We start from the raw sequence: 24,100 nt of genomic DNA, 5'->3' as shown, positions 1-24,100 counted from the left end.
GGGAAATGGCGGGATGGCCGTGCGTGACGGAAAGCGGAACGGCGCCGCGCTCAGCGGCTGACCAGCGCGCTCGGCGGTGTCGGCTTGTGCAGGAAAGGCACGCGCTTGAGCCACAGCCGCAGCGCCTGCCAGTGGATGCGCGCCATCACGCCCAGCGTCAGCAGCGGCATCGCCGCCCAGGCGCGCCACAGCGCGGCCCGGGTCAGCGGCGTGAGCTGGCCGCTAACGCTGGTCTGCAGCAGCGGGCCGTCGGCGTCCTCGTGGTCGACGCGGGCGATCAGGCGTGGCGGCTGGCCGCCCTGTGCCGGCACCTGCATGAAGCGGAAGCGGTAGGCGCCCTGCACCGCGCAGAACGGCGAGACGTGGAACACCTTGTCGGCCAGCAGCTCGCGGCCGAATGCGAGGTGCTCGCCGTGCAGCAGATAGCAGTGGCGCTCGCCGAAGGTGTTGTTGACCTCGGCCAGCACCGCCTTCAGCCGGCCGTCGGCGGCGTGGCCGTACCAGAAGCTGACCGGCTTGAAGGCATACCCGAGCACGCGCGGATAGGTCTGCAGCCAGACCTCACCGTCGACGCCGTCGACGCCTTCCTGGCGCAGCAGGTCCTCGAACCAGGCCAGCGCGTCGGCGCCGCCCGCGCCGTGGTCGGCGTCGTGAAAGCTGACCACGCCGGCGCGGTTGCGCGGCAGTGCGGCCAGGGGCTGGCGGCGCAGGCTGCGCATCGGCAGCATCAGGAACCAGGTCGGGTAGGCAAAGGCGTGCAGCACCGGCCGCAGCCGCGTGTGGCGTACCGTGCCGCGACCGATCAGCGCGGCGGCGTTCACGGGGGCGCCTTCGTGCGGCGCACGCCGGTATTCGCCCTGGGGGCGGCCCGGCGGGCTCATGCGGCCAGCCTGTCGGTCGAGCCGGCCCAGCGCTCGCGCAGGCCGGCCACCACCGCGAGGCCGGATTTCAGGCCGTCCTCGTGGAAGCCGTAGCCGGTCCAGGCGCCGCAGAACCAGCTGTGCTGGCGGCCCTGCAGTTCGCCGACCCGGCGCTGCGCGGCGATCGCGCCGAGGTCGAACACCGGGTGCGCATAGTCGAAGCTCGCCAGCACCTGGTCGGCCCGTGGCTCGCGCACCGGGTTCAGCGACACCACCACCGGCTGCGCGAACGGCAGCGGCTGCAGGCGGTTGAGCAGGTAATGCAGGCACACGCCCGAGCTTTCGGTGTCGACGTCGGGTGCGTGTTCGTAGTTCCAGGCCGCCCAGGCCTTGCGGCGCTGCGGCAGCAGGCTGGCGTCGGTGTGCAGCACGGCGCGGTTGCGCTGGTAGCTGATCGCGCCCAGCACGGCGCGTTCGGCCTGGCTGGCCTCGGCGCCGAGGATGCGCAGGGTCTGGTCGCTGTGGCAGGCGAACACCACCTCGTCGAAATGCTCGGCACCCGTGGCGCTGAACACCTGCACGCCCGCGCCCAGGCCGGTGCGCCGCACGCCGATCACCGGCGTCGCCAGCCGCAGGTCGGCGATGCGCGGCAGCATGCGCTGCACGTAGTTGCGCGCGCCGCCGACCACCGTGTACCACTGCGGCCGATCGGTCACCTGCAGCAGGCCGTGGTTGTGGCAGAAGCGGATCAGCGTGGCGACCGGGAAGGCCAGCATCTGCTCGGTCGGGCACGACCAGATGCAGCCGATCATCGGCAGGAAGTACCAGCGCCGGAACGCCTGGCCGAAGCGGTGCTCGTCGAGGAAATCGCCGATGCCCTGCGCCAGCGCGGTATCGTCACCGGCCTCGGCCAGCGCGGTGCACAGGCGGTTGAAGCGCAGCACCTCGGCCAGCATGCCGAGAAAACGCGGGCGCAGCAGGTTGCGGCGCTGGGCGAACACGGTGTCGAGGCTGCAGCCGCTCCACTCCAGGCCACCGGATTCGGCCTGCACCGAAAACGACATCTCGGAGGCCGCCACCTCGACGTCGAGCGCGGCGAACAGCTTCAGCAACTCCGGGTAGGTGCGGCGGTTGAAGACCAGGAAACCGGTGTCGACCCCGTGCGTGACACGCTCGCCGTGCCCATCGGGCAGGCTGACGTCGACCGTGTGGGTGTGGCCGCCGACGTAGTCGTTGGCCTCGAACAGCGTGACCCGGCAGCCGGCGCCCGGCTCGCTCAGGTGCCAGGCGGTGGACAGGCCGGCAATGCCCGAACCGATGACAGCAATGCGTCGCATGGTTCAGGCCCCGCCAAGAAAAACCCGCTGCACCGGAGTGGCGGGTGCAGCGGGCGGCAGGAAGGCAACCGTGCAGCGTCCCGAAGCGAACGAGGGAGGGAGGGAGGAGGAGGAAATGCGCTTCGGGAGGGCGACCGTTCGAGCCGGTCGGCTGCACGATTGAAACTGGGGGCGGGACGAACCCTGATCACGCGCCGGGCGCTCCTCCGAGCCAGCACGCGTGCTGACTACGACAGTCGCACCGGTTGAAAGTTCCGCCGGTTCATGCCCATGTGCGGGCGGGTTTGTGAAAATTTGCATCGCTCAACGGGCATTCAAGAAGGTTTCGATGTCCAGCCTGAGACGACGATCGTCCGGGCCGACGGCACTGGCGTAACTGCGCACCGACCGGCCGTCGCGGCCGACCAGGTACTTGTGGAAATTCCAGCCCGGCGCCTGGCCGCTCAGCCGCTTCAGGTCGGCATACAGCGGCTGCGCCTGCGGGCCCCGCACGGCGCCCTTGACGAACATCGGGAAGCGCACGGCGAACTGGTTCTCGCAGAACTCGGCGATCTGCCGGTTGTCGCCCGACTCCTGGCCGGCGAAGTCGTTGGACGGAAAACCCATCACCACCAGGCCGCGCTCGCGGTACTGTTCATGCAGCTTCTGCAGCCCCTCGTATTGCGAGGTGTAGCCGCAGGCGCTGGCGGTGTTCACGATCAACAGCACCTTGCCGCTGTACTGGCAGAGTGCTTGCGCCTGCTCGTCCTGAAGCCGGGGGATCGATCGGTCAAGCAGCGCCGGACAGGCCGTCGACGCACCCGACGCCTGGCCCGATGCCAGCACCAGCGGCCAGGCCGCAAGGCCCAGAAGGGCTCGACGACGGAAGGGGTTGTCCATGCTTTGTCCTGGTCAATAACTGAACTCGTGGCTATATTAGAAGCTTGAATCCAATTATTCAACCAGTTGTCCAAGACATATCCATGCCGAGTCGAGGCTTGATCATCACCCCCACCCTCTCGCCGATGCGCGTTGGCGCAGCTGGCCGGGCCTGCGCATGAGCATCGAATCACCCACCGAAGCGCCGGCCTCGCCGCTGTCGCTGACGATCGCCGCGGTCGAGCGCGACACCCGCATCGGCAAGGACACCCTGCGGGTGTGGGAGCGCCGCTACGGCTTCCCGCAGCCCAGCCGCGACGCCAACGGCGAGCGCCTGTATCCGCCCGATCAGGTCGAGCGGCTGCGCCACGTCAAGCGCATGCTCGACGCCGGCCATCGCCCGGGCCGCATCGTCAACCTGAGCCTCGACGAGCTGCAGCGGCTGGGCGATGGCAGCCCCGTCGGCGGCAGCCCGGCCGCCCGCGCCAGCACCGACGCGCACGACGACACCGAGGTCCAGCGCCTGTTGCGCCTGCTGCGCGCGCACGACCTCGGCGCACTGCGTCGGGCCCTGAGCCAGGCGCTTCTGCGGGTCGGGCTGGAGCGGTTCGTCATCGATCTGGCGATGCCGCTGGTGGCCGAGGTCGGCCAGGCCTGGGCGCGCGGGCAGCTGGAGGTGTTCGAGGAGCACCTGTGCAGCGAAACCCTCGAGACCGTGCTGCGCACCGCCATGTCGGCGTCACCCGAAGCCAGCGCGGCGTCGCGGCCGCGGGTGGTGCTGACGACGTTTCCGTTCGAGGCCCACGGCCTGGGCCTGCTGATGGCCGACGCGCTGTTCCTGGTGCACGGCTGCACCACCATGAACCTGGGCCGGCAGACGCCGCTGCATGACCTGATGCTGGCCAGCCAGGCCCACGCGACCGACATCGTCGCACTCAGCTTCAGCGCCGCCAGCAACCCGAACCAGGCTGCCGACAGCCTGGCGGAACTGCGCTCGCGGCTGCCCGCAGAAGTCGAGATCTGGGCCGGCAGCCCGCTGGCGGCGCTGCACCGGCGGGCGGTCGACGGCGTGCTGCTGATCTCGAGCCTGGACGCGATCGGCCCCGAGATCGAACGCTGGAAGGCCGCCCGGCGCTGATCCGTGGCGCTGCCACGCATCCGGTCCGCGGTGTTTGCCGCGGATCAACATTCAGAGTTTTCAAATGGATGCGTCAAGGTCGGTGAACCGCCGCAGCGGGGTCGACACCTAAGCTCCCGTTCATCCCAAGCCCCGCTTGCATCGATGAACACCACCTCCACTCCGACCCCCGCCCGACGCTACGGCAGCGTGGCGATCGCCCTGCACTGGCTGCTGGGGCTGGCGATCATCGGCTCGTTCGCGGTCGGGGTCTACATGACCGACCTGCCGTTCTCGCCGCAGCGGCTCAAGCTCTACAACTGGCACAAGTGGGCCGGCGTCGTGATCCTGGCGCTGTCGGCGCTGCGCCTGCTGTGGCGCCTGACGCACCGCCCGCCGGCCCTGCCGGCCGAGGTCGAGGCCGCCATGCCGCGCTGGCAGCGCATCGCCCATCACGGCACGCACCACCTGATGTACCTGCTGTTCTTCGCCATCCCGCTGACGGGCTGGGCCTACAGCTCGGCGGCCGGCTTCCCGATCGTCTGGTTCGGCGTGCTGCCGCTGCCCGACTTCATCGGCGTCGACAAGGAACTGGCCGAGCTGATCAAGCCGCTGCACAAGCTGGCCGCCTTCGGGCTGGGCGCGCTGGTGCTGATGCACATCGGCGCCGCACTCAAGCACCAGTGGATCGACCGCGACCGCCTGCTCGGCCGCATGGGCATCGGCCCGGCCTGAGCCACACGCACGACGCACCCTTTTCACCGAGACCCGAACCATGAACACCTCACTGACCTTCACCGCCGCCGTGGCCGCGTTCACCTTCCTGGCCAGCGGCGCCGCCTGCGCGCAGCAGAAAGTCGATGCCGCCAAGAGCGAGATCGGCTTCGTCAGCAAGCAGATGGGCGTGCCGGTCGAAGGCAAGTTCCGCAAGTTCGACGCCCAGCTGGCGTTCGATCCGAAGAAGCCCGAAGGCGGCAAGGTGAGCTTCAGCATCGACCTCGGCAGCGCCACCCTGGGCGTGCCCGAATCCGATGCCGAGCTGCCCAAGGCCACCTGGTTCAACGTGCCGAAGTTCCCGCAGGCGACCTTTCAGTCGAGCGCGATCAAGGCCTTGGGCGGCGGCAAATATGAAGTGGCCGGCAAGCTGAGCATCAAGGGCGCCGTCAAGGACGTGACCGTGCCGGTGGCGCTGGCCCAGGCCGGCGGCGCGACCACCGCGACCGGCAGCTTCGCGATCAAGCGCCTCGACTTCAAGATCGGCGACGGCGACTGGGCCGACACCTCGATGGTCGCCAACGACGTCCAGGTGAAGTTCAAGCTGCAGATCAGCGGCATGGCCGCACTCTGAGCCGCACCCCCCGAATCCACCCCTTTTCACCCCCACGACCCCCAAGGAGTCTCCATGAAGAAGTCCCTGCTTGCCCTGGCCGCCGTGTCGGCATTCGTCACCGGTACCGCCCAGGCGGCGACCTACGCGATCGAGCCGACCCACACGTTCGTGACCTTCGAGATCGGCCACTTCGGCACCAGCACGAACCGTGGCCGCTTCGACAAGAAGGAAGGCACGGTCCAGTTCGACCGCGCAGCCAAGACCGGCAAGGTCGACATCACGATCGACGTCGCGTCGATCAACACCGGCACCGGCCCGTTCAACAGCCACATCAAGAGCGCCGAGATCCTCGACGCCGAGAAGTTTCCGACGGCACGTTTCGTGGGTGACAAGTTCGTCTTCACCGGCGACAAGGTCAGCGAAGTCAGCGGCATGTTCACGCTGATGGGCAAGACCCTGCCGCTGACGCTCAAGGCCACGCAGTTCAACTGCTACGACAGCCCGATGCTCAAGCGCGAGGTGTGCGGTGGTGACTTCGAGGCGACCCTCAAGCGCAGCGCCTGGGGCGTGAAGTACGGCCTGGACTGGGGTTTCCAGGATGACATCCGCCTGGTAATCCAGACCGAAGCGGTCAAGCAGTAATCGCCAGACTGGCAAGCGCCCGAGCGGCGCTTGCGAATTGCCACGCCGCTCAGCTGCCCGCTGGGCGGCGTGCTGCCATCTGGGCCCGCATGGGCATCAGCGAGTGGATCGAGAAACCCGCGCGGCGCCCCGGGGCGACCAGCAGCAGCAGCGGCATCAGGCACAGCGCCAGCGCACCGGCCACCAGCGCCGCGGCGATGACACCCGGCGCCATCAGGAGGACAACCAGCAACCGGGTCAGCCCGGCAACGGTGGCGGAGAGGGTACTGCTGGACAGATCGGGGCTCATGTCAGCTCCTGGATGAGTTATTTGCACGATACCGTATCGTGCAAATAGCCGCCAATCTGTGACGAATTGCTGACAAGAAATCCCGACTCCGTGAGCGGACGCATCGACGACAGGCCGGACACCTGCTATCAGGTCGATTCACCGAGCAAGGCACGCCCCGAACGTGTCACAGGCGTGAATACCCGCCCCGGAGAGCCGGAATCACCTCATCCGATGCAGCTCGGAGCAGCCCCGACAACGGGCTCGAAACAGCCATCCCGGCTGCCGTGAGCGCAGACAGTTGCTCACGAAAATGAACCAGGACTGAACATCGGAAGCACGGCGCGCGGCCTGTGCCTCGCACGGCATCAGCGCTTGCGGTCCATGCGTTGCGCCAGCGCCATGCTGCGCTGATCGAAACCGATGCGCCCGAAGTCGAACGACTCGTGTTTCTGACCCTTGTCGGTCGAACGCTCCGGCACGGGCGGGCGACGCGGAGCTTGATGGTCGTTGCGCAGCAGGTATTTCATGGGTCGGGGGACTGGATGTTTTTCGGTTGAAACCTGCGCACGTTGCCGTGCGCGTGAGTCCACAACGAGGCATGTCGGCACTCGGATGACACGCGGAAGCGCAAAAACACGTCACGACGTGTCGATCGATGCGGGTAAACCAGAACAAAAAATGGATCGTTTAGCTGTTTACTAAAAACAAGCCTCATCCTTACACTGGCCTTTCGATTCACAACCCCTGCGGACCGATCCATGACCCCCGCCGCCGATCCCGCCGCATCCACCTCGTCCGGCTGCGAGATCGCCGGTTCGGGGCAGCCCATGACCGCGCAGGCGTCGCCATGCGCGTGACGATCCGCGAAGTCGCGCTGGCCGCCGGCGTGTCGATCGGCACCGTCTCGCGGGCGCTGAAGAACCAGCGCGGCCTGTCCGACGAAACCCGCCGCCACGTGCGTGCGGTGGCCCGCCAGCTCGGCTACGACAGCGACCGGCTGCGCTCGGGCAAGGCGCAGCGGCTGGTGTTCCTGGTGCACCGCCATCACAGCAGCTTCGCGCTCAACCCGTTCTTCTCGCTGGTGATGCACGGCGTCGAAGAAGCCTGCCGCGAGTTCGGCATCGCGCCCACGCTGCTGGCCGCCGGGCCGGCCGATCCGGTGCGCGACCTGCTGCGCCTGCACGAACCCGACGCGCTGCTCGCCGCCGGCTATTTCGAGGCCGAGCTGCTGACGCTGCTCAAGGGGCTCGAGCTGCCGATGGCGCTGGTCGACTTCTGGATGCCCGGCTGCGCCTCGGTCAACCCCGACAACCGGATGGGCGGCTACCTCGCCACCCGCCACCTGCTCGACCTCGGCCGGCGCCGCATCGCCTACCTGGCCGGCTCGCTGGCGCACTTCAGCAGCCGCGAGCGCGAGCTGGGCTATCGCCGCGCGCTGTTCGAGGCCGGCGTGCTGGCCGACCCCGACCTCGAAGTGATCGCGCCGCCCGGCCTCGATGTCGCCAGCGGCGCCGAGGCCGCCATGCGCGTGCTGCTGCGCCTGCACCCGCGGCCCGACGCCCTGTTCGCCTACAACGACACCGCCGCGCTGGCCGCGCTCGAGGTCTGCCAGGAAGCCGGCCTGCGCGTGCCGCAGGACATCGCCATCGTCGGCTTCGACGACATCCCCGCCGCCGGCTACGCCCCGACGCCGCTGACCACGTTGCGGGTCGACAAGGCGGCGCTCGGGCGCACCGGCGTCGAGCTGATCATGCGCGGCGCCGAGATGCCGCAGGAGACCACCCTGCCGGTCACGCTGATCGTGCGCGCCAGCAGCCGGATCGACAGCAGCAGCGCCGTCGAGGCCGCGACCGCCGCCATCGACTGACGGCACCGCCGTGGCGCAGATGCAGGCACCCGAGCGGGCACCGATGGGCCGGAAGACCCGGGACTGACCACAGGAACAGGACACCGCCATGACCGACACCTCCGCACACCCCGACTTCCGTTCACCCGACTTCCTGCTCGGCCACATCCGCCACACGCTGGCGTTCTACGACGCCCGCTGCGTCGACCCGAGCGGCGGTTTCTTCCACTTCTACAAGGACGACGGCACGGTCTACGACCACCGCACCCGCCACCTCGTCAGCAGCACGCGCTTCGTCTTCAACCACGCGATGGCGTGGCGGCGCTTCGGCGCGGCCGTGTACCCGGACTATCAGCAGCGCGTGCGCCACGGCCTGGCCTTTCTGCAGCAGGCGCACGCCCAACCACAAGGTGGCTACGCCTGGCAGATCGACTGGGACGGCCGCCGCGCCACCGTGCAGGACGGCACCCACCACTGCTACGGCCTGGCCTTCGTGCTGCTGGCCCACGCCCACGCCGTGATGGCCGGCGTGGACGAGGCACGCGCCGGGCTCGAAGCCACCTTCGAGCTGATGGAGCAGCGCTTCTGGGAGCCCGCCCACGGCCTCTACGCCGACGAGGCCACGCCCCAGCAGTGGCAAGACGGGCAGGTCGGCCCCTACCGCGGCCAGAACGCCAACATGCACGGCTGCGAAGCCATGATCGCCGCCTACGACGCGACCCGCGACGCCAAGTACCTGCAGCGCGCGCTGACGCTGGCCGAGTCGATCACGCAGCGTCAGGCCGCCTTGGCCGACGGCCTGGTGTGGGAGCACTACCGCGCCGACTGGTCGGTCGACTGGGACTACAACCGCGACGACAAGAGCAACATCTTCCGGCCCTGGGGCTATCAGGTCGGCCACCTGACCGAGTGGGCCAAGCTGCTGATGCAGCTGGAGCGCCACCTGCCGGTCAACCACCGCCCGGCCTGGCTGCTGTCCACCGCGCAGCGTTTCTTCGACACCGCCATGCGCCACGGCTGGGACGCGCAAAACGGCGGCCTGGTCTACGGCTTTGCCCCAGGGGGCGAGGTCTGCGATGCCGACAAGTATTTCTGGGTCCAGGCCGAGAGCTTCGGCGCCGCCGCGCTGCTGGCGGTGCGCACCGGCGACGAGGCCTACTGGGACTGGTACGACCGCATCTGGGCCTACAGCTGGGCCCACATGATCGACCACCGGCACGGCGCCTGGTACCGCATCCGCACGCCCGACAACCGCGCCTGTTCCGACGAGAAGAGCCCCGCCGGCAAGACCGATTACCACACCATGGGCGCCTGCTACGACGTGCTGCGCGGCCTGGGCGTGCCGTGACGACACCGCGCCGCCCCGGCGCCCGACCATGACCCTGCGCCACCTCGAGGTGGCTGCTTCTGCCCTTCAAGGAGCCCCGCCATGAGCCCCCTCACCAGCGATCAGATGAAGACGCTGCAGCACGACCTGGCGCGCATCGCCGACCAGGAGAGCCGCTTGCACCTGCCGCACTTCAACCAGGCCATCGCCTGGGACATCGGCCTGGCGCTCAAGCGCCTGGCCGAAGCCCGCGGCCACGCCGTCACGATCGAGATCCGGCTGGCGCACGAGCTGGTGTTCTTCCACGCCATGCCCGGCACCACGCCGGCCAACGCCGACTGGGCCCGGCGCAAGCGCAACACCGTCGAGCTGCTGCATCGCAGCTCGTACGCGGTGGGCCGCTCGCTGGCGCTCGAAGGCAGCTCGCTCGAAACCATGATGGGCCTGCCCGCCCGCGACTACGCCAGCCACGGCGGCAGTTTCCCGGTCCGGCTGGCGGGCGGCGCCTGCGTCGGCACGGTCACGGTCTCGGGCCTGCCGCAGCGTGAAGACCACGCGCTGGTGGTCGAGGTGCTGGCGCTGCAGTGCGACCTCGAGCCGACCGCGATCGCGCTCGATTGAAGACCTCGATGGCGACGCCACCACGTGGGCCCGCCTTGCGCGGTGGCGTGCTGGCGCTGCTGGCTTCGGCGCTGTTCGGTATCAGCACGCCGCTGGTGCAGCACTTCGGCGCCGGCCTGGGCGCCTTCAGCACCGCGGCGTTGCTGTATGCGGGCGCCGCAGTCCTGGGTGCGGCGCTGAGGCAGCCGGTCGAGGCCGAAGCCCGCCTCCGACGCAGCGACGCCCGCCGCCTGCTGGCGATGGCCGGCTTCGGGGCGGTGATCGGGCCGGTCGCGCTGGCCTGGGGCCTGCAGCGCACCAGCGGCACCAGCGCGTCGTTGATGCTGACGCTCGAAGCGCTGTTCACCGCGCTGCTGGCCTGGCGCCTCTATCACGAGACCCTGGACCGGCGGGTCCGGGCGGCGATGGCGCTGCTGCTGGCCGGTGGCATGGTGCTGGTGCTCGATCAGGGGCGCACGGGTGGCACCCAGCTTCTCGGCCTGCTGGCCGTGCTGGTGGCCACGGCGGCCTGGGGCATCGACAACACCTTGTCGCGCGCATTGGCCGAGCGTGACCCGGCGCAGGTCGTGATGGCCAAGGCGGCGCTCGGTGCCACGGCGACCACGTTGCTGGCGATCGCATCGGGTGAGCCCCTGCCCGGCGTCGTGGCGGCACTGGCACTGCTCGCCGTGGGCGCCACCGGCTACGGCCTGAGCCTGCGTTTCTACCTGCTGGCACAACGCGCCTTCGGCGCTGCGCGCACCGGCTCGGTCTTCGCCTTCGCGCCCTTCATCGGTGCCGTGCTGGCGGTGGTGCTCGGTGACCGATCGGCGAGTTGGGTGATGGCGCTGGGCAGCGTGCTGATGCTGGCGGGCGTGCTGCTGCACCTGGCCGAATCACACGGCCACGAACACCCGCACGAGGCGCTCGACCATGAACACGCCCACCGGCACGACGACGGCCACCACGAACACCGTCACGATCCGATGCCGGCCGGCGAACACAGCCACGCCCATCACCATGAGCCGATGCGGCACGGCCATCCCCATGTACCCGACGCGCACCACCGGCATCGTCACTGACGACGGCGCGGCGCCCACCTTCAGCGCAGCGCCGGCGCCAGCAGGGTCACCGCCAGCCCGGCGGCTGCGCAGCCACCCAGCAGCGGCATCACGCCGATCTTGAATCGAAACAGCGCCAGCGCCGCCGCCACCGCGATCACGGCCGAGACCGCATCGAAGCGTCCGCCGAAACCCTGCGGCCACAGCACGTGGTACGCGAAGAACAGCGCCAGGTTCAGGATCACGCCGACCACCGCCGCGGTGATCGCGCTCAGCGGCGCGGTGAACCCGAGCTTGCCGTGGGTGGCCTCGACCAGCGGGCCACCTGCCAGGATGAACACGAACGACGGCAGGAAGGTGAAGAACGTCACCACCGTGGCCGCCACCGCTGCGCCCATGAACAGCGCATCGGCGCCGAAGACCTGCGTCAGCCAGCCGCCGACGAAGCCGACGAAGGCCACCACCATGATCAGCGGGCCGGGCGTGGTTTCACCGAGCGCCAGGCCGTCGATCATCTGCGCGCCGCTGAGCCATTGATGGGTCTCGACCGCGCCTTGATAGACATACGGCAGCACCGCGTAGGCGCCGCCGAAGGTCAGCAGCGCGGCCTTGGTGAAGAACCAGCCCATCGTGGCGAGCGTGCCGTGCAGGCCTTGGGTGGCGACCAGCACGGTCATCACCAGCGCCCACAGCCCGAGCCCGACGGCCAGCACCTTGGCCAAGTGACTGCGCGAGAAGCGCGCATGGTCAGGCGTGGGCGTGTGATCGTCGATCAGCGCCGGGCCGTAACCCTGTTTGGCCGCGCCGTGCCCGCCGCCGAGCGCGAACACCGTCGGCGCATGTTTGGCACCGAAGTGGCCGATCAACGCAGCCGCCGCGACGATGGCCGGGAACGGCGTGTCGAACGCGAAGATCGCCACGAAGGCGGCCGCGGCGATGCCCCACATCCAGCGATTCTTCAGCGCCCGCGTGCCGATGCGGTGCGCCGCGTGCAGCACCAGCGCCGTCACGGCCGGCTTGATGCCGTAGAAGATGCCTGCCACCAGCGGCAGGTCGCCGAAGCGCATGTAGATCCACGACAGCGCGATCAGGATGAACAGCGACGGCAGCACGAACAGCGCGCCGGCCACGATGCCGCCCCACGTGCGGTGCATCAGCCAGCCGATGTAGGTGGCGAGCTGCTGCGCCTCGGGGCCGGGCAGCAGCATGCAGTAGTTGAGCGCGTGCAGGAACCGCCGCTCGCTGATCCAGCGCCGGCGCTCGACCAGCTCGGTGTGCATGATGGCGATCTGCCCGGCCGGCCCGCCGAAGCTGATGAAACCGAGCTTGAGCCAGAAGCGCAGCGCCTCGGCAAAGCTGACCGATGCGGGCGCGGTGTCCGCGTCCGGACGGGATGGCGAAGGTGGATTCAAGTTCAGGCTCCTGGCGCCGCAGGCGGGGCCGCGTGCAGCGCATCGAAAACGGCCTCGGCGGCGACCCGGCCGCAAGGCATCTCGTCAGTATGCAGGCCACGCAGACCAGCCCTCGGCCGCCGGGATGCCGTGGTGGCGCACCTCGATCGCAAGGGCTGGAACGAGGATCTGGCGTCAGTTCCGGACACGACGGTCACAGAGATCCCGCTCCAAAGGCGTGCGGTCCCGACAGGCGAGGGCCGCATGAGCCTTGGCCTTGGGGGCGAGTTCTTTTGTCTGCGCCGCCGCTTCAAGCAACTGCAGTCCACGAGCGAGATCTCTGTCAACGCCAATCCCGAACGCATACATGGATCCCAGATCCAGCTGCGCCTTCGGGTGCCCGGACTTGACCGCACGTTGATACCACTGCGCCGCCATGCTGAAATCCTTGGCAACGCCATCACCCTGCGCATACAGGCTGCCCAGGTTGTACTGCGCGGAGGCGAATCCGGCGTCTGCGGATTTGGTGTACCACTTGATCGCCGCGTTCACGTCCTTGGGCAAATCCGGGCGTCCATCGGCATACAGGCGACCGGCGTTGAAGGCCGCGTCATGATCACCGGCCTGAGCCGCCTGCTCGAACAGCGCCGCGGCCCGCCGACTGTCCCTCGGGACACCACGACCCTCTTCGTAGAGATTGCCGAGATTGAACGCCGCCGCTGATTGCCCTTGTTCCGCGGCCTTCTGCAGCCAGTGCGCAGCGGCCACGGGGTCAGGGAAACCCCCTTTGCCTTCCAGGTAGAGCGCGCCGAGGTTGTTCTGCGCCGCCGAGTTGCCCTGCCAAGCGGCGACGAGATAGAAGAAACGGGCGTATTGATGCGCACCCAGCGACAGGGATATCTCGCCGAACTGCCGCGCACCGATGGCTGCGAGCACGAGCAGGGCCAGCGGCAATATCAGCCGCGGGCTGACTCGGCGATGTGCAAGTGCGCGGAGTTTTTCGATGCCGGGGATTTCTGTCGCCATGGATCGCTTTCAGACGCCCAATGACGAGCGAGCGCAACATTCTGTTGGACGAGTCGTCCATATCAATCGACAGGGGCGAACCTCAGTTGTGGCTGTCCGTCAACTTCGATCTGCCCGAAGAACATTTCGTAGGGGCGTACCCAAAGGCCGGTCTCGTTGTACAGCGGGCGATACACCACCATGGGCTCAAGCGTTTCACTGTGGCGGGCAACGCCGACAACCTCGTACTCGCCGCCTTTGTAATGACGATAGCGGCCGAGACGTGCTTCAGGGAGATCAGGCAGATTGCTCATGGGTGCAAATAAATAAAATAGTTTTAGTACTACCGTGCTCAAACTACTGCGGATTATCGTAAGAAGCAACCGCCGGATCACCTTTCATTCCCAAGCGGCGCTTCGCCGTTTCCTTGGCACCGATGGCTGCCATATGCGTACCTGCCAACGCCAAACCCATTTTCGGCATGTTGCCGTAGATGCACTCGTATTGATCAGCTTGCACCACGTAGGTTTCATGCCAGATACCGACGCTGCCGTCTGCGGCGACCGCCCGATTGAACCGCTTCCAGGGTTCCAAATGATTGAGCGACGGGTCGCGCGCAAAGCGTTCGAGTTGCTCGAAAGATCGCCAGTACTGAACGAGTGCGGCACCGCGCCAGTAGGCATAACTCTGGGCGTGCAGTAACCCGAGTTCCTTGTGCGCCATCAGGTGCTTCACCATGGGTCCCATGGCCTGCGCAACCGGGAGCCATTTGTGTACGGCCAGCAAACGGTTGATCCGCATGCCGATGATGAAGACCACAAACGGGCCTTCGATCTGCGCCGTATACCTGCCTCGGAAAATTTCACTCATGGCAGAACTCGCGTAGCTTTTATGTCCACTCGAAGTGGGTTAGCGAAGTAATCGGCCCACGCCCGCAAATCGTTCCGAAAGTCCGTCGCTCGCACCCGCCCTACATAAATCAAATACTTAGCGCGACATACTTGAGAGACGTCACCGTCAGTCGATGTCCGGTACCGCTGGCCATTTTGACCTGTGAAGCTTGACCCAGTTCTTCAACTTCCGGCGCGCTGAGTCTCCGGCTGTATCAATCTTGAGTAGGTCACAAATCGCCTTCCAAGTGGTCATGCCCCTGCGGTCTTTCAATTCAGGAACGGAAGCAGCCCACTCAGCCGCGCTTGGCGACGGCGCCTTCTTTGGCTCCCTTGCAGATACTGCGTTAGCTTCGCCAAGCAGTCTGTCAATTTCATCTGGTTCTGTTGCTCTCGCTGCCGAAAGCTCCTGCCCCTGTAAGACGCGGCGCAAGGCAGCATTGAACGACAAATTCTCGAAAGGTCGGGGTTTGGCGAGCCGTTCCACGAGTGCGGCCAAGTCATCGTCAACTTCAAACTTTTGCATTTGAGCCTCCAGATCAAAGTGATTCACTAGTGTCCCACCATGAAACACTAGTGTCAACTATGGCATCACTAGTATTGTTAGGCGAGCGCACCGCGAGAGGTCCCTGTGACAGGAACGCTCCCCACTCACTGAATGCCCGATCACCGCCCCGCACTCGACGCCGCGCCTCACCACCCCGCCTTTGCGACAGCGCGTGTCCTCGAAACTCACCGCGACCACCCCTGGGTTACAGCCCGATTACTACGCACAATCGCCCCTCACGCCCGCACAAGAGCACCATGGCCAAAACCCCACGCCCGCACATCACCCCCATTGCCGGGCCGATCCTGGGGGAGTTCCTGATCGGCATCAGCGTGGCGATGGCCGGGCTGTGGATGGCGTCGGAGATCTCCGACGCCGCGGCCGGCGCCTTCGGCATGGCCAACCAGGTGATGGAGACGCTGTTCGTGATCTTCCGGGTGCTGGCGATCGGCGTGGGGGTGACGATCACGCAGGCGATCGGCGGCCATCAGCCCGAAGCGGCGCGCCGCACCGCGCTGGTCGGCCTGGGCGCCAGCACCTGGGCCGGCGCCGCCGCGGCGCTGTGGGTGCTGCTGGGCAGCAACTGGACGCTCGACGTGCTCAACGCCCCCGACGCGGTGATGGCGCTGGCCGAGCCCTATCTGCCGCTGCTCGCGCTGGCGCTGCTGCTGGAGGCCTACAACCTGACGATGGCCAGCATCCTGCGCGCCCACCTGCGGGCGCGCGACGCGCTGGTCGTGATGGTGCTGATGCACACCAGCCACGTGGTGCTGGCCTTCCCGCTGATGCTGGGTGTCGGCGGCTGGGACGGCCTGGGCCTGCCCGGCTACGCGCTGGCCCTGACGATCAGCCGCGCGCTCGGCGTGGTGCTGCACCTGCGGCTGTGGCGCATCAACATGAAGCTGGTGCCGCACCGGCGCGACTGGTGGGTCTGCCCGGTGCGTGCGCTGGCGCCGGTGCTGCGCATCGGCATCCCCGGCGCGTCGCTCGAACTGGGTTACCGCATCGCTTTCATGATGTCGCTGTCGGCCGCCGCCAAGCTGGGCGTGGCCGCGCTCGCCACCCAGGCCTACACGCTGCAGACGCTGCGCTACGTGCTGCTGATCAGCCTGGCGATCGGCTGGGCCTGCGAGATCATGGTCGGCCACCTGATCGGCGCGGGCGAGTTCCGCACCGCCCACCAGCTGGTGCGCAAGGGCCTGCGCAACGGCCTGCTGGCATCGGGCGCGCTGGCGCTGATCGCCGCCGCGGCCGCGCCCTGGCTGATGCGCGGTTTCACGCGCGACCCGGCCATCATCGAGATGGCGCAGACGCTGCTGTGGATCTCGTTCGCGCTCGAGACCGGCCGGGTCGCCAACCTGGTGGTGCTGGGCGCTTTACGCTCCACCGGCGACGTGATCTACCCGGTGGCGGCGAGCATCACCTCGCTGATCCTGGTGCTGGGCGTGGGCTCGGTATTGCTGGGCCGCGAGTTCGGCCTGGTCGGCATCTGGATCGCCTACGCCGCCGACGAGTGGATCCGCAGCGCCCTGATGTACTGGCGCTGGGAGACCCACGGCTGGGTGGCCCACGCCCGCGCCATCCACCAGCGCATCCGCTCGCCGGGTGTCGAGAGCCGGTTCTGATGCGCCCCGGAGCGTGCCGATGACAAGCCGCACCGACGTGCTGATCAGCGAGGTCGGCCCGCGCGACGGCCTGCAGAGCGTTGCGGCCGTGATGCCGACCGCCGCCAAGCGGGCCTGGATCGACGCCCTGCACGCCGCCGGCCTGCGCGAGATCGAGGTCGGCTCCTTCGTGCCGGCCCGCCTGCTGCCGCAGATGGCCGACGTGGCCGAGGTGGTGCGCCATGCCCTCGGCCTGCCCGGCTGGACCGTGATGGCGCTGGTGCCCAACACCCGCGGCGCCGAGGCCGCGCTGGCCGCGGGCGTGCACAAGCTGACGCTGCCGGTGTCGGCCAGCCAGGCGCACTCGCTCGCCAACGTGCGCAAGACCCGCGAGCAGATGGTCGACGAGGTGCGCGCCGTGGTACGCCTGCGCGACCAGAGCGCGCCGGGCGTGAAGGTCGAGGCCGCGATCTCGACCGCCTTCGGCTGCACGCTGCAGGGCGCGGTGGCCGAGGACGAGGTGATCCGGCTGGCCGAGCAGCTCACCCAGGCAGGCGCCGACGAAACCGGCCTGTCCGACACCACCGGCATGGCCAACCCGGCGCAGGTGCGGCGGCTGTTCACGCGGCTGCGCGCGGCGATCGGTGCGCACGCCGGCGCCGCGCACCTGCACAACACCCGCGGTCTCGGCCTGGCCAACTGCCTGGCCGCGTACGACGTGGGCGTGCGCACCTTCGACGCCTCGCTCGGCGGCCTGGGCGGCTGCCCCTATGCGCCGGGCGCGTCGGGCAACGTCGTCACCGAGGACCTGGTGTTCATGTTCGAGGCCATGGGCGTGCGCACCGGCATCGACCTCGCGCGCCTGATGGCCGCACGCGATGCGCTGCGGGCCGGCCTGCCGGGCGAGGCGATCTACGGCATGACACCCGAGGCGGGTCTGCCGAAGGGTTTCGTGCCGGCCTCGGCGCTCGGCCGCTGAGCGATCACTCGCCGGTCATTCGCAGAGCGCGCGCCAGTCCTCCGGCACCGCCACCGCCTCGATCGCGTGCGGGTCGCCGCCATCGCCCTTGCGGCGGGCGAACACGCGCACCTCGGTCACTTCCACCAGCACCAGGTCGGCGCGGCGGATCACGTGTTTCATCACGAAGCTCTTGCGCCGCCACTCCGACACGCCGCTCTCGATCTGCAGCACGTCGCCGTAGGAGGCCGGGCGCACGAACTTGGCCTGGGTGTCGGCCAGCGGCGTGCCGATGATGCCGCGCTCGCGTTCGCTGACCTTCCAGTCGGGCAGGCCGCACTGCACGAAGAAGTGCCGGCTGGCCGCGTCGACCCAGCGGAAGAAGTTCGGGAACCAGACGATCTGAGCCGGGTCGCAGTCGCCGAACTCGACCCGCAGGGTGTAGGTGTGGGTATTCATGGCGCGCACGTTAGCAGCGGCGCGGCCGGCGCGGGGTTCAGTCGAGCGACAGGCGCTCGTCGCTCGCCAGGCCGAAGACCGCGCGCACCGCGGCGCGGTACTGGTCGAGTCCGACGGCGTTGGTGTTGTGGTGCGAGCCGCCTTCGACCAGCTCGAAGCGCTTGGGCTCGCGCGCCTTGTCGTAGAGCGCGCGGCCGAGTTCGGGCGGGATCAGCCGGTCGGCACTGCCGTGCACCACCAGCAGCGGCGAGCCGATCGCGGCGACCCGCTCGCCAGCCTCGAAACGCTGCGTGATCAGCGGCGACACCGGCAGCCAGCCCCAGCGCGAGGCCGCCACCACGTCGGCGATCGACGGGAAACTGCCTTCGAGGATGACGCCCGATTCATCGCTCACCTGGCCCGCCAGATTGACCGCGATGGCCGCGCCCAGCGAGTGGCCGAAGACGAAACGCGCGCGCTGCGGATGCTGCTGCGCCAGCCAGTCCCAGGCGGCGCGGGCGTCTTCGTAGGCCATCGCCTCCGACGGCAGGGTGTCGGTGCTCTCGCCGAAGCCGCGGTAGTCGACCCCCAGCACCGCAAAGCCCAGGCTGTGCAGGCGGCGCATGCGGGTGGCGCTGCTGCGCACGTTCCAGCGCGCGCCGTGCAGGTAGAGCAGCACGGGCGCGTCGGCCCTGGGCTGCGCCAGCCACAGGCCGTGCAGGCGCACCGGCTGGCCGGTCTCGGCGCTCTTGAAATCGATCCACACCGAGTCCATGCCCTCGGCCGCCCAGGCGCTGCCGCGCCAGGTGTTCTTGGACGGCTGGAAGATCCAGGCGCGCTGTTTCTCGTCGAGCGTGCCGCAGCCGAGCAGCGTGCCGGCCACGATCAGCGACAGCAGGAGCCCGATCGAAACGCGTCGAAAAGAGGGGGTGCGGTGCATGGGAGGCGATGTTCCCAGACTTGTACGACCCCTGCAGGCCACCGGGAAACCGCCGGCCAGGGCCGATCAGATCAGGGCGCGCGGATCGTCGTCGCGGCACTCCCAGAACACCCGCGCCTGGCACTGAGCGCAGACGTTGCGGTCGAGCCGGCGGTAGATGTCGGCCAGCGCGCTGCGCTTGTCGGGGTAGACGTGGTCCTCGCCCAGGCGCTGCAGGAAACCGCTGCTGCGCCACATCGCCAGCACCTGCGGGCGCGGGCGGTGGAAGTAGAGATCGCCGCCCAGCGCGCGGCGCTCGCGCAGCTCGGTCTCCCAGACCTCGACGCCGGCCAGGTCGATGAAGTTCATGCTCTTGGCCATCACCAGCAGGTGGCGCGGTGCGTCGGGCGCGGCGCGCAGCGCGTGCAGCTGATCGGCCACATGGGCGGCGGCGCCGAAGTAGATCGCGCCCTCCATGCGCAGCAGGTGCAGTTGCGGGCAGGCGGGCAGCGGCTCGGGCGTATCGGCGCGCACCACGAAACGGCGGTCGGCACGCCAGCGGTCGAAACCCATCAGCCGCATCGCCGGGCGCGAGGTGCGGTACAGGTAGATCACCAGCGACAGCCCGGTGCCGAGCAGGATCGCGCTTTCGAGCCGCAGCGTCAGCGTCGCCAGCAGCGTGGCCGCGGCGACCGCGAACTCGCTGCGGTCGAGCCGCCACAGGTAGCGCCAGGCCGACAGGTCGAGCAGCGACGCCGCCACCAGCAACAGCAGCCCGGCGATCGCCGCACGCGGGATCTGCGCCAGCGGCTCGGCCAGCAGCGCCACCAGCAGCAGCAGCCACAGCGCCGCGGCCACCGCTGCCAGCGGCGTGCGCGCGCCGGCCTGCAGATTGGGCAGCGAGCGGTTCAGCGAGCCGCACGACAGGTAACACGAGAAGAAACCGCCGATCAGGTTGGACAGGCCCTGGCCGACGAACTCGCGGTTGACGTCGAGCCGCTGGCCCGAGCGGGCCGCCAGCACCTTGGCGATCGACAGCGACTGGCCGAGCGCGATCACCGACAGCGCCAGCGCCTTCTCGAACAGCGTGCCGAGCGTGGCGGTGTCGAACGACGGCGGATGCCAGGACGGCAGGGGGCTGGGCAGCGCGCCGGTCAGCACCAGCGTGGCGCCGGTTTCATGGCGCAGCAGCCAGCCCAGCGCGGTGGCCAGCAGCAGGCCGATCAGCATGTGCGGCGAGCGTGGCCATCTGCGCCGCACCAGCACTGCGATCAGCAAGGCCGAGGTGGCGGCGGCGAGCGCGGCGAGGTTGGTGTGCGGCAGGCCCTGCAGCGTCTGCCAAAGCGTGGCGGCGGCGCTCTGGCCGCCGGGCACGCCGGCATCGAGCCCGTCGCGCAGCGCGTGCACCGCGATCAGCAGCGCCGCGCCGCTGGTGAAACCCTGCAGCGCGGCGGGCGAGATGAAGTTGGCCAGCAGCCCGAGCCGCAGCGCGCCCACCGCCAGCTGCATCAGCCCGACCAGCACCGTGACCGCCAGCGCCAGCTCGATGTAGGGCGCGCTGCCGGTGGCCGCCAGCGGCGCCAGCATCGCCATCAGCGCCAGCGAATTGGCGTTGGTCGGCCCCGACACCACGTGCCGGCTCGAACCGGCCAGCGCCGCGACGATGCCCGGCAGCACCGCGCTGTACAGGCCGTACTGCGGCGGCAGCCCCGCCAGCGTGGCAAACGCGATGCCCTGCGGCAGCACCAGCAGCGCCCCCAGCAGGCCGGCCTGCAGGTCGGCCCGCAGCGTCTGCGGCGTGACGATGTCGACCCAATCCCCCAACCAGCGGCTCAACAGCACATGACGCTCACTCCTCGAATGGCAAACCGACGTAATTTTCCGCCAGCGAGGCCATCGCGGCCGGCGAGTTGACGAGGTAGTCGAGCTCGGCCATCTGCAGCTTGAAGCCGACGTCGCCGGTGTCGCCCGCGCCGGCCGGGAACTTGTGCAGCAGGCTGGTCATGGTCCAGCTGAAGCGCTCGGCCTTCCAGATCCGGCGCAGCGCCTTGCGCGAGTAGTCGTCGATGCCGGCTGCCGTCTTGTCGGCGTAGAACTCGATGAAGGCGCGGCTGAGATACCGCACGTCGGCCGCCGCCAGGTTCAGGCCCTTGGCGCCGGTGGGCGGCACGATGTGGGCGGCATCGCCGGCCAGGAACATGCGGCCGAAACGCATCGGCTCGGCCACGAAGCTGCGCAGCGGCGCGATGCTCTTCTCGATCGACGGGCCGGTCGGGATCGTGGCGGCGGCCTCGGGGTCGAGGCGGCTCTTGAGCTCGTCCCAGAAGCGCGCGTCGCTCCAGTCCTCGATCTTGTCCTGCAGCGAGCACTGCACGTAGTGGCGCACCCGTGTCTTGCTGCGCATGCTGCACAGCGCGAAGCCGCGCTCGTGGTTCGAGTAGATCAGCTCGTCGGCCGCCGGCGCCACGTCGGCCAGGATGCCGAGCCAGCCGAACGGGTAGACGCGCTCGAAGTTCCGGATCGCCCCGGCCGGCACGCTGGCGCGGCAGACGCCGTGGAAGCCGTCGCAGCCGGCGATGAAGTCGCACAGCACCTCGTGGCGCACGCCGTCCTTCAGGTAGGTGACACGCGGGTTGCTGCCGTCGAAGTCGTGCACCTCGACGTGTTCGGCCTCGTAGACGATCGGCGCGCCGTTGGCGGTGCGTTCGTCCATCAGGTCGCGCGTGACCTCGGTCTGGCCGTAGACCATCACCGCCTTGCCGCCGGTCGGGCCACTCAGGTCGATGCGGTGGCGCTGACCGGCAAAGGCCAGCTCGATGCCGTGGTGCACCAGGCCCTCGCGGTGCATGCGCGCGCCGACACCGGCCTCGTCGAGCAGGTCGACGCAGACCTGCTCCAGCACGCCGGCGCGGATGCGGCCGAGCACGTAGTCGCCGCTGCGCTGCTCGATCACGATGTTGGCGATGCCGGCCTTGTGCAGCAGCTGGCCGAGCAGAAGGCCCGAGGGGCCGGCGCCGATGATGGCGACCTGGGTGCGTTGGGTGCTCATGTATTGTCTCCTGTGAGCGGGGTTCGAGGTTCGGGGGTGGGGGTGAAATTCGGTGGGGTGAACCGGCCGGCACGAAGCGGCGCGGCCTACAGGTGCTCGCGCAGATGCGCCTGCACCTCCAGCAGCATCGGCAGGCAGCGCTCGAGCAGTTCCTCGCTGCGCATGCGCCCGGCGTGGGCGCTGATGTTGAGCGCGGCCAGCACGTCGCCGCGGTAGTTGCGCAGCGGCACCGAGAGCGTGCGCAGGCCGGGTTCGAGCTCCTGGTCGACCAGCGCGTAACCGCGCACCCGCACGCGCTCGATCTCGAGCCGCAGGCGTTCGGGCTGCGTGATGGTCTGCGGCGTCAGCGGCAGCATCACCTGGCGCGCCAGGAAGTCGGTCAGCGCGTCGTTGGGCAGCGCGGCCAGCAGCACCCGGCCGTTGGCGGTGCACCAGGCCGGCACGCGGGTGCCCGGCTGCAAGGTGGCCGACACCACCCGCCCGGCGGTGGCCGCAGCCAGGGCGATGACGTCGTCGTGATCGAGCACGCCGGCCGAGCTGGCTTCCTGCAGCGTCAGCGCCAGCCGCGTGAGCTGCGGCTGCAGCAGCCGCGGCAGCCGCGCCGAGTGCATGTAGCTCTGGCCGAAACGCAGCACCTTGGGCGTCAGCGCGAACAGCCGGCCGTCCTGGCGCGCGTAGCCGAGCGCGGTGAGCGTGAGCAGGTGGCGGCGCGCGGCGGCGCGGGTCAGGCCGGCGCGCTGCGCCACCTCGCTGATCGACAGCCGCGGGCGGTCCTGGTCGAAGGCCTCGATCACCAGCAGGCCGCTCTGCAGCGCCGCAACGAAGTCGCGCGGCGACGCGGCGAGCAGCGCGTCGTCGTCGGCGGACAGGGTTGCGGCGGGGGCGGACATGGCAGCGCGGGCGGGGGTTATCAAGCGTCAAGTCAAGCGTAGCGAGCCACCTCCGGCACAGTGACCGACTGTGCGCACAGCGCACGACATTTGCAAGCACCCACTCGCAAACCCCAATCGGCGCCAGCGCACGGCGCCGGCCCGACCGCGCTCGGCCGCCTTCAGGCGGCGGGGCCGCCGGCCGGTTCAGCCGGTTCAACACCATCGGCAGCCTCTGCCGCCTCGGCCCGGCCGACCAGGAAATCGACCAGCCGCGCCGCCGCCGGCGTCAGCGCGCCGCGCTCGCGGAAACACACCGCGAAGCGCCGCTGCGCCCAGCCGTCGAGCAGCGGGATGGCGACGATCTCGCCGGACGCCGCCCACGACCGGCTGACCTGCATCGGGATCACGCTGAGCCCCAGGTTGGCGCGCACCACCCGCAGCGCGGCGTCGAAGTTGGACACCACCACGCGGTTGACCAGCGTGCGCCCGGCCCGCGCGGCGGCGCGGTGCAGCATCGAATACACCGCCGTCGTCGGCGGCAGGCCGACGTGTTCGTGCGCCAGCGTCTGCTCGAAGCGCAGCGAGCGGCGCGACGCCAGCTCGTGCTCGGGGTGCACCGCCAGCACCAGCTGGTCGCGGCGGTAGCCGACGTGCGACAGGCCGGCCAGGTCGACGCTGTCCCAGCACACGCCGATCGAGGCGCGGCCGTCGCGCACCAGCCGCACCACGTCGGTCGACAGGCGCTCCTCGATGTCGATCCGGATGCCGCGGTTGTCGGGGTCGCGCATGAACAGCGCGACGTCGTCGAGCAGCGACTCGGCGATCGCCGACACGCTGGCCACCAGCCGCACGTGGCCGCGCAGGCCGCCGGCGTAGGCCGCCACGTCGGTCTCGATGCGCTCGAGCGTGTCGAGCAACGTGCGCGCGTGTTCGAGCAGCGCCAGCCCGGCCGGCGTGGGCAGCACGCCGCGCCGCCCGCGCACCAGCAGCGGCGTGCCGAGCGTGGCCTCGAGCTGGGCGATGCGCTTGCTGATCGCCGAGGGTTCGATGTGTTCCTGCTGCGCCGCCAGCTTGATGTTCTGGCAGTCGCACACCGCCACCAGCAGGCGCAGCGATTTGAGGTCGAGGTCGCGCATGGCGCGATTGTGCGCGGCCAGGGATTCCGGATCGGCATCTCC

Annotated in this window: 26 protein-coding genes; 10 read left to right on the top strand and 16 right to left on the bottom strand. The window is 69.2% G+C overall.

Features of this window, described 5'->3' with window-relative positions:
• Positions 1-50: 50 nt before the first annotated feature.
• The 3 genes from LCHO_RS02330 to LCHO_RS02320 form a co-directional block, all read right to left on the bottom strand.
• On the bottom strand, positions 51-821 hold the full coding sequence (locus LCHO_RS02330) for a DUF1365 domain-containing protein (protein ID WP_043704765.1): 771 nt from the start codon (positions 819-821) through the stop codon (positions 51-53).
• Positions 822-877: 56 nt separating this feature from the next.
• Positions 878-2,197 carry an NAD(P)/FAD-dependent oxidoreductase gene (locus tag LCHO_RS02325; RefSeq protein WP_012345499.1) on the bottom strand — a complete coding sequence of 440 codons (1,320 nt, stop codon included), beginning with the start codon at positions 2,195-2,197 and terminating at the stop codon, positions 878-880.
• A 303-nt stretch (positions 2,198-2,500) separates the two neighbouring features.
• Positions 2,501-3,076, bottom strand: coding sequence for a glutathione peroxidase (locus LCHO_RS02320; RefSeq protein ID WP_012345498.1), 576 nt, complete (start codon positions 3,074-3,076; stop codon positions 2,501-2,503).
• Between the two features lie 157 nt (positions 3,077-3,233).
• Here LCHO_RS02320 and LCHO_RS02315 point away from each other — a divergent pair, with 157 nt between their 5' ends.
• From LCHO_RS02315 to LCHO_RS02300, 4 genes are all read left to right on the top strand, one after another.
• Positions 3,234-4,193 (top strand): MerR family transcriptional regulator, encoded by a 960-nt coding sequence (locus tag LCHO_RS02315; protein WP_012345497.1) that lies wholly within the window; start codon positions 3,234-3,236, stop codon positions 4,191-4,193.
• Positions 4,194-4,337: 144 nt separating this feature from the next.
• Positions 4,338-4,907 (top strand): cytochrome b, encoded by a 570-nt coding sequence (locus tag LCHO_RS02310; protein WP_012345496.1) that lies wholly within the window; start codon positions 4,338-4,340, stop codon positions 4,905-4,907.
• A gap of 40 nt (positions 4,908-4,947) precedes the next feature.
• Positions 4,948-5,520 carry a YceI family protein gene (locus LCHO_RS02305; RefSeq protein WP_012345495.1) on the top strand — a complete coding sequence of 191 codons (573 nt, stop codon included), beginning with the start codon at positions 4,948-4,950 and terminating at the stop codon, positions 5,518-5,520.
• 54 nt (positions 5,521-5,574) lie between these two features.
• Positions 5,575-6,144, top strand: a complete 570-nt coding sequence (locus LCHO_RS02300) for a YceI family protein (RefSeq protein WP_012345494.1) — start codon at positions 5,575-5,577, stop codon at positions 6,142-6,144.
• 49 nt (positions 6,145-6,193) lie between these two features.
• Here the strand turns inward: LCHO_RS02300 and LCHO_RS02295 are convergent, their stop codons facing one another.
• Positions 6,194-6,433 carry a hypothetical protein gene (locus tag LCHO_RS02295; protein ID WP_012345493.1) on the bottom strand — a complete coding sequence of 80 codons (240 nt, stop codon included), beginning with the start codon at positions 6,431-6,433 and terminating at the stop codon, positions 6,194-6,196.
• A 347-nt stretch (positions 6,434-6,780) separates the two neighbouring features.
• Positions 6,781-6,942: a hypothetical protein gene (locus LCHO_RS23600; RefSeq protein WP_012345492.1), complete on the bottom strand. Its 162-nt coding sequence runs from the start codon at positions 6,940-6,942 to the stop codon at positions 6,781-6,783.
• 320 nt (positions 6,943-7,262) lie between these two features.
• Between LCHO_RS23600 and LCHO_RS02290 the strand changes: the two genes are divergently transcribed.
• The 4 genes from LCHO_RS02290 (at position 7,263) to LCHO_RS02275 (ending at position 11,270) form a co-directional block, all read left to right on the top strand.
• Positions 7,263-8,282 (top strand): LacI family DNA-binding transcriptional regulator, encoded by a 1,020-nt coding sequence (locus LCHO_RS02290; RefSeq protein WP_012345491.1) that lies wholly within the window; start codon positions 7,263-7,265, stop codon positions 8,280-8,282.
• Positions 8,283-8,370: 88 nt separating this feature from the next.
• Entirely contained in the window at positions 8,371-9,609 is a 1,239-nt protein-coding gene (locus LCHO_RS02285) for an AGE family epimerase/isomerase (RefSeq protein ID WP_012345490.1), read from the top strand.
• A gap of 81 nt (positions 9,610-9,690) precedes the next feature.
• Positions 9,691-10,209, top strand: a complete 519-nt coding sequence (locus tag LCHO_RS02280) for a heme-degrading domain-containing protein (protein WP_012345489.1) — start codon at positions 9,691-9,693, stop codon at positions 10,207-10,209.
• A gap of 8 nt (positions 10,210-10,217) precedes the next feature.
• Positions 10,218-11,270 carry a DMT family transporter gene (locus LCHO_RS02275; RefSeq protein ID WP_012345488.1) on the top strand — a complete coding sequence of 351 codons (1,053 nt, stop codon included), beginning with the start codon at positions 10,218-10,220 and terminating at the stop codon, positions 11,268-11,270.
• A 20-nt stretch (positions 11,271-11,290) separates the two neighbouring features.
• Here LCHO_RS02275 and chrA read toward each other — a convergent pair whose 3' ends face one another.
• The 5 genes from chrA to LCHO_RS23245 form a co-directional block, all read right to left on the bottom strand.
• The gene (gene chrA / locus LCHO_RS02270) at positions 11,291-12,661 is read right to left on the bottom strand and encodes a chromate efflux transporter (RefSeq protein ID WP_012345487.1); all 1,371 of its coding nucleotides are present in this window, start codon (positions 12,659-12,661) and stop codon (positions 11,291-11,293) included.
• 174 nt (positions 12,662-12,835) lie between these two features.
• On the bottom strand, positions 12,836-13,666 hold the full coding sequence (locus LCHO_RS02265) for a tetratricopeptide repeat protein (protein WP_012345486.1): 831 nt from the start codon (positions 13,664-13,666) through the stop codon (positions 12,836-12,838).
• Between the two features lie 62 nt (positions 13,667-13,728).
• Entirely contained in the window at positions 13,729-13,959 is a 231-nt protein-coding gene (locus LCHO_RS22525; RefSeq protein WP_012345485.1) for a DUF1653 domain-containing protein, read from the bottom strand.
• Between the two features lie 43 nt (positions 13,960-14,002).
• Entirely contained in the window at positions 14,003-14,515 is a 513-nt protein-coding gene (locus tag LCHO_RS02255; protein WP_012345484.1) for a DUF4188 domain-containing protein, read from the bottom strand.
• Positions 14,516-14,662: 147 nt separating this feature from the next.
• Complete coding sequence (locus LCHO_RS23245; RefSeq protein WP_150105400.1) at positions 14,663-15,061, bottom strand: hypothetical protein; 399 nt, start codon at positions 15,059-15,061, stop codon at positions 14,663-14,665.
• Between the two features lie 278 nt (positions 15,062-15,339).
• Here LCHO_RS23245 and LCHO_RS02250 point away from each other — a divergent pair, with 278 nt between their 5' ends.
• Both LCHO_RS02250 and LCHO_RS02245 read left to right on the top strand, forming a co-directional pair.
• Complete coding sequence (locus tag LCHO_RS02250) at positions 15,340-16,707, top strand: MATE family efflux transporter (RefSeq protein WP_012345483.1); 1,368 nt, start codon at positions 15,340-15,342, stop codon at positions 16,705-16,707.
• Between the two features lie 19 nt (positions 16,708-16,726).
• Positions 16,727-17,665 (top strand): hydroxymethylglutaryl-CoA lyase, encoded by a 939-nt coding sequence (locus tag LCHO_RS02245; RefSeq protein WP_012345482.1) that lies wholly within the window; start codon positions 16,727-16,729, stop codon positions 17,663-17,665.
• A gap of 15 nt (positions 17,666-17,680) precedes the next feature.
• On the opposite strand, the gene LCHO_RS02240 is transcribed toward LCHO_RS02245, so the two are convergent.
• From LCHO_RS02240 to LCHO_RS02215, 6 genes are all read right to left on the bottom strand, one after another.
• Positions 17,681-18,103, bottom strand: a complete 423-nt coding sequence (locus LCHO_RS02240; RefSeq protein ID WP_012345481.1) for an acyl-CoA thioesterase — start codon at positions 18,101-18,103, stop codon at positions 17,681-17,683.
• Between the two features lie 37 nt (positions 18,104-18,140).
• On the bottom strand, positions 18,141-19,022 hold the full coding sequence (locus LCHO_RS02235; RefSeq protein WP_012345480.1) for an alpha/beta hydrolase: 882 nt from the start codon (positions 19,020-19,022) through the stop codon (positions 18,141-18,143).
• A gap of 66 nt (positions 19,023-19,088) precedes the next feature.
• Positions 19,089-20,843: a SulP family inorganic anion transporter gene (locus tag LCHO_RS02230; protein ID WP_012345479.1), complete on the bottom strand. Its 1,755-nt coding sequence runs from the start codon at positions 20,841-20,843 to the stop codon at positions 19,089-19,091.
• A 7-nt stretch (positions 20,844-20,850) separates the two neighbouring features.
• A complete protein-coding gene (gene pobA, locus LCHO_RS02225) occupies positions 20,851-22,050 on the bottom strand; it encodes a 4-hydroxybenzoate 3-monooxygenase (RefSeq protein ID WP_012345478.1) in 1,200 nt (399 codons plus the stop codon).
• Positions 22,051-22,136: 86 nt separating this feature from the next.
• Positions 22,137-22,940, bottom strand: a complete 804-nt coding sequence (locus LCHO_RS02220) for an IclR family transcriptional regulator domain-containing protein (RefSeq protein ID WP_012345477.1) — start codon at positions 22,938-22,940, stop codon at positions 22,137-22,139.
• Positions 22,941-23,101: 161 nt separating this feature from the next.
• Positions 23,102-24,058 carry a LysR family transcriptional regulator gene (locus LCHO_RS02215; RefSeq protein WP_012345476.1) on the bottom strand — a complete coding sequence of 319 codons (957 nt, stop codon included), beginning with the start codon at positions 24,056-24,058 and terminating at the stop codon, positions 23,102-23,104.
• Positions 24,059-24,100 lie beyond the last annotated feature (42 nt).

The sequence above is a fragment of the Leptothrix cholodnii SP-6 genome (genome assembly GCF_000019785.1).
In the GTDB taxonomy this organism is placed as follows: Bacteria; Pseudomonadota; Gammaproteobacteria; order Burkholderiales; family Burkholderiaceae_C; genus Sphaerotilus; species Sphaerotilus cholodnii.
This window is presented reverse-complemented; position numbering and strand designations above follow the sequence as displayed.

Excerpts from the sequence above, each read along its gene's own strand:
- LCHO_RS02325 (WP_012345499.1), bottom strand. The coding sequence starts at position 2,197 with ATGCGACGCATTGCTGTCATCGGTTCGGGCATTGCCGGCCTGTCCACC.
- LCHO_RS02320 (WP_012345498.1), bottom strand. The coding sequence starts at position 3,076 with ATGGACAACCCCTTCCGTCGTCGAGCCCTTCTGGGCCTTGCGGCCTGG.
- LCHO_RS02315 (WP_012345497.1), top strand. The coding sequence starts at position 3,234 with ATGAGCATCGAATCACCCACCGAAGCGCCGGCCTCGCCGCTGTCGCTG.
- LCHO_RS02310 (WP_012345496.1), top strand. The coding sequence starts at position 4,338 with ATGAACACCACCTCCACTCCGACCCCCGCCCGACGCTACGGCAGCGTG.
- LCHO_RS02305 (WP_012345495.1), top strand. The coding sequence starts at position 4,948 with ATGAACACCTCACTGACCTTCACCGCCGCCGTGGCCGCGTTCACCTTC.
- LCHO_RS02300 (WP_012345494.1), top strand. The coding sequence starts at position 5,575 with ATGAAGAAGTCCCTGCTTGCCCTGGCCGCCGTGTCGGCATTCGTCACC.
- LCHO_RS02295 (WP_012345493.1), bottom strand. The coding sequence starts at position 6,433 with ATGAGCCCCGATCTGTCCAGCAGTACCCTCTCCGCCACCGTTGCCGGG.
- LCHO_RS23600 (WP_012345492.1), bottom strand. The coding sequence starts at position 6,942 with ATGAAATACCTGCTGCGCAACGACCATCAAGCTCCGCGTCGCCCGCCC.
- LCHO_RS02290 (WP_012345491.1), top strand. The coding sequence starts at position 7,263 with ATGCGCGTGACGATCCGCGAAGTCGCGCTGGCCGCCGGCGTGTCGATC.
- LCHO_RS02285 (WP_012345490.1), top strand. The coding sequence starts at position 8,371 with ATGACCGACACCTCCGCACACCCCGACTTCCGTTCACCCGACTTCCTG.
- LCHO_RS02280 (WP_012345489.1), top strand. The coding sequence starts at position 9,691 with ATGAGCCCCCTCACCAGCGATCAGATGAAGACGCTGCAGCACGACCTG.
- LCHO_RS02275 (WP_012345488.1), top strand. The coding sequence starts at position 10,218 with ATGGCGACGCCACCACGTGGGCCCGCCTTGCGCGGTGGCGTGCTGGCG.
- LCHO_RS02265 (WP_012345486.1), bottom strand. The coding sequence starts at position 13,666 with ATGGCGACAGAAATCCCCGGCATCGAAAAACTCCGCGCACTTGCACAT.
- LCHO_RS22525 (WP_012345485.1), bottom strand. The coding sequence starts at position 13,959 with ATGAGCAATCTGCCTGATCTCCCTGAAGCACGTCTCGGCCGCTATCGT.
- LCHO_RS02255 (WP_012345484.1), bottom strand. The coding sequence starts at position 14,515 with ATGAGTGAAATTTTCCGAGGCAGGTATACGGCGCAGATCGAAGGCCCG.
- LCHO_RS23245 (WP_150105400.1), bottom strand. The coding sequence starts at position 15,061 with ATGCAAAAGTTTGAAGTTGACGATGACTTGGCCGCACTCGTGGAACGG.
- LCHO_RS02250 (WP_012345483.1), top strand. The coding sequence starts at position 15,340 with ATGGCCAAAACCCCACGCCCGCACATCACCCCCATTGCCGGGCCGATC.
- LCHO_RS02245 (WP_012345482.1), top strand. The coding sequence starts at position 16,727 with ATGACAAGCCGCACCGACGTGCTGATCAGCGAGGTCGGCCCGCGCGAC.
- LCHO_RS02240 (WP_012345481.1), bottom strand. The coding sequence starts at position 18,103 with ATGAATACCCACACCTACACCCTGCGGGTCGAGTTCGGCGACTGCGAC.
- LCHO_RS02235 (WP_012345480.1), bottom strand. The coding sequence starts at position 19,022 with ATGCACCGCACCCCCTCTTTTCGACGCGTTTCGATCGGGCTCCTGCTG.
- pobA (WP_012345478.1), bottom strand. The coding sequence starts at position 22,050 with ATGAGCACCCAACGCACCCAGGTCGCCATCATCGGCGCCGGCCCCTCG.
- LCHO_RS02220 (WP_012345477.1), bottom strand. The coding sequence starts at position 22,940 with ATGTCCGCCCCCGCCGCAACCCTGTCCGCCGACGACGACGCGCTGCTC.
- LCHO_RS02215 (WP_012345476.1), bottom strand. The coding sequence starts at position 24,058 with ATGCGCGACCTCGACCTCAAATCGCTGCGCCTGCTGGTGGCGGTGTGC.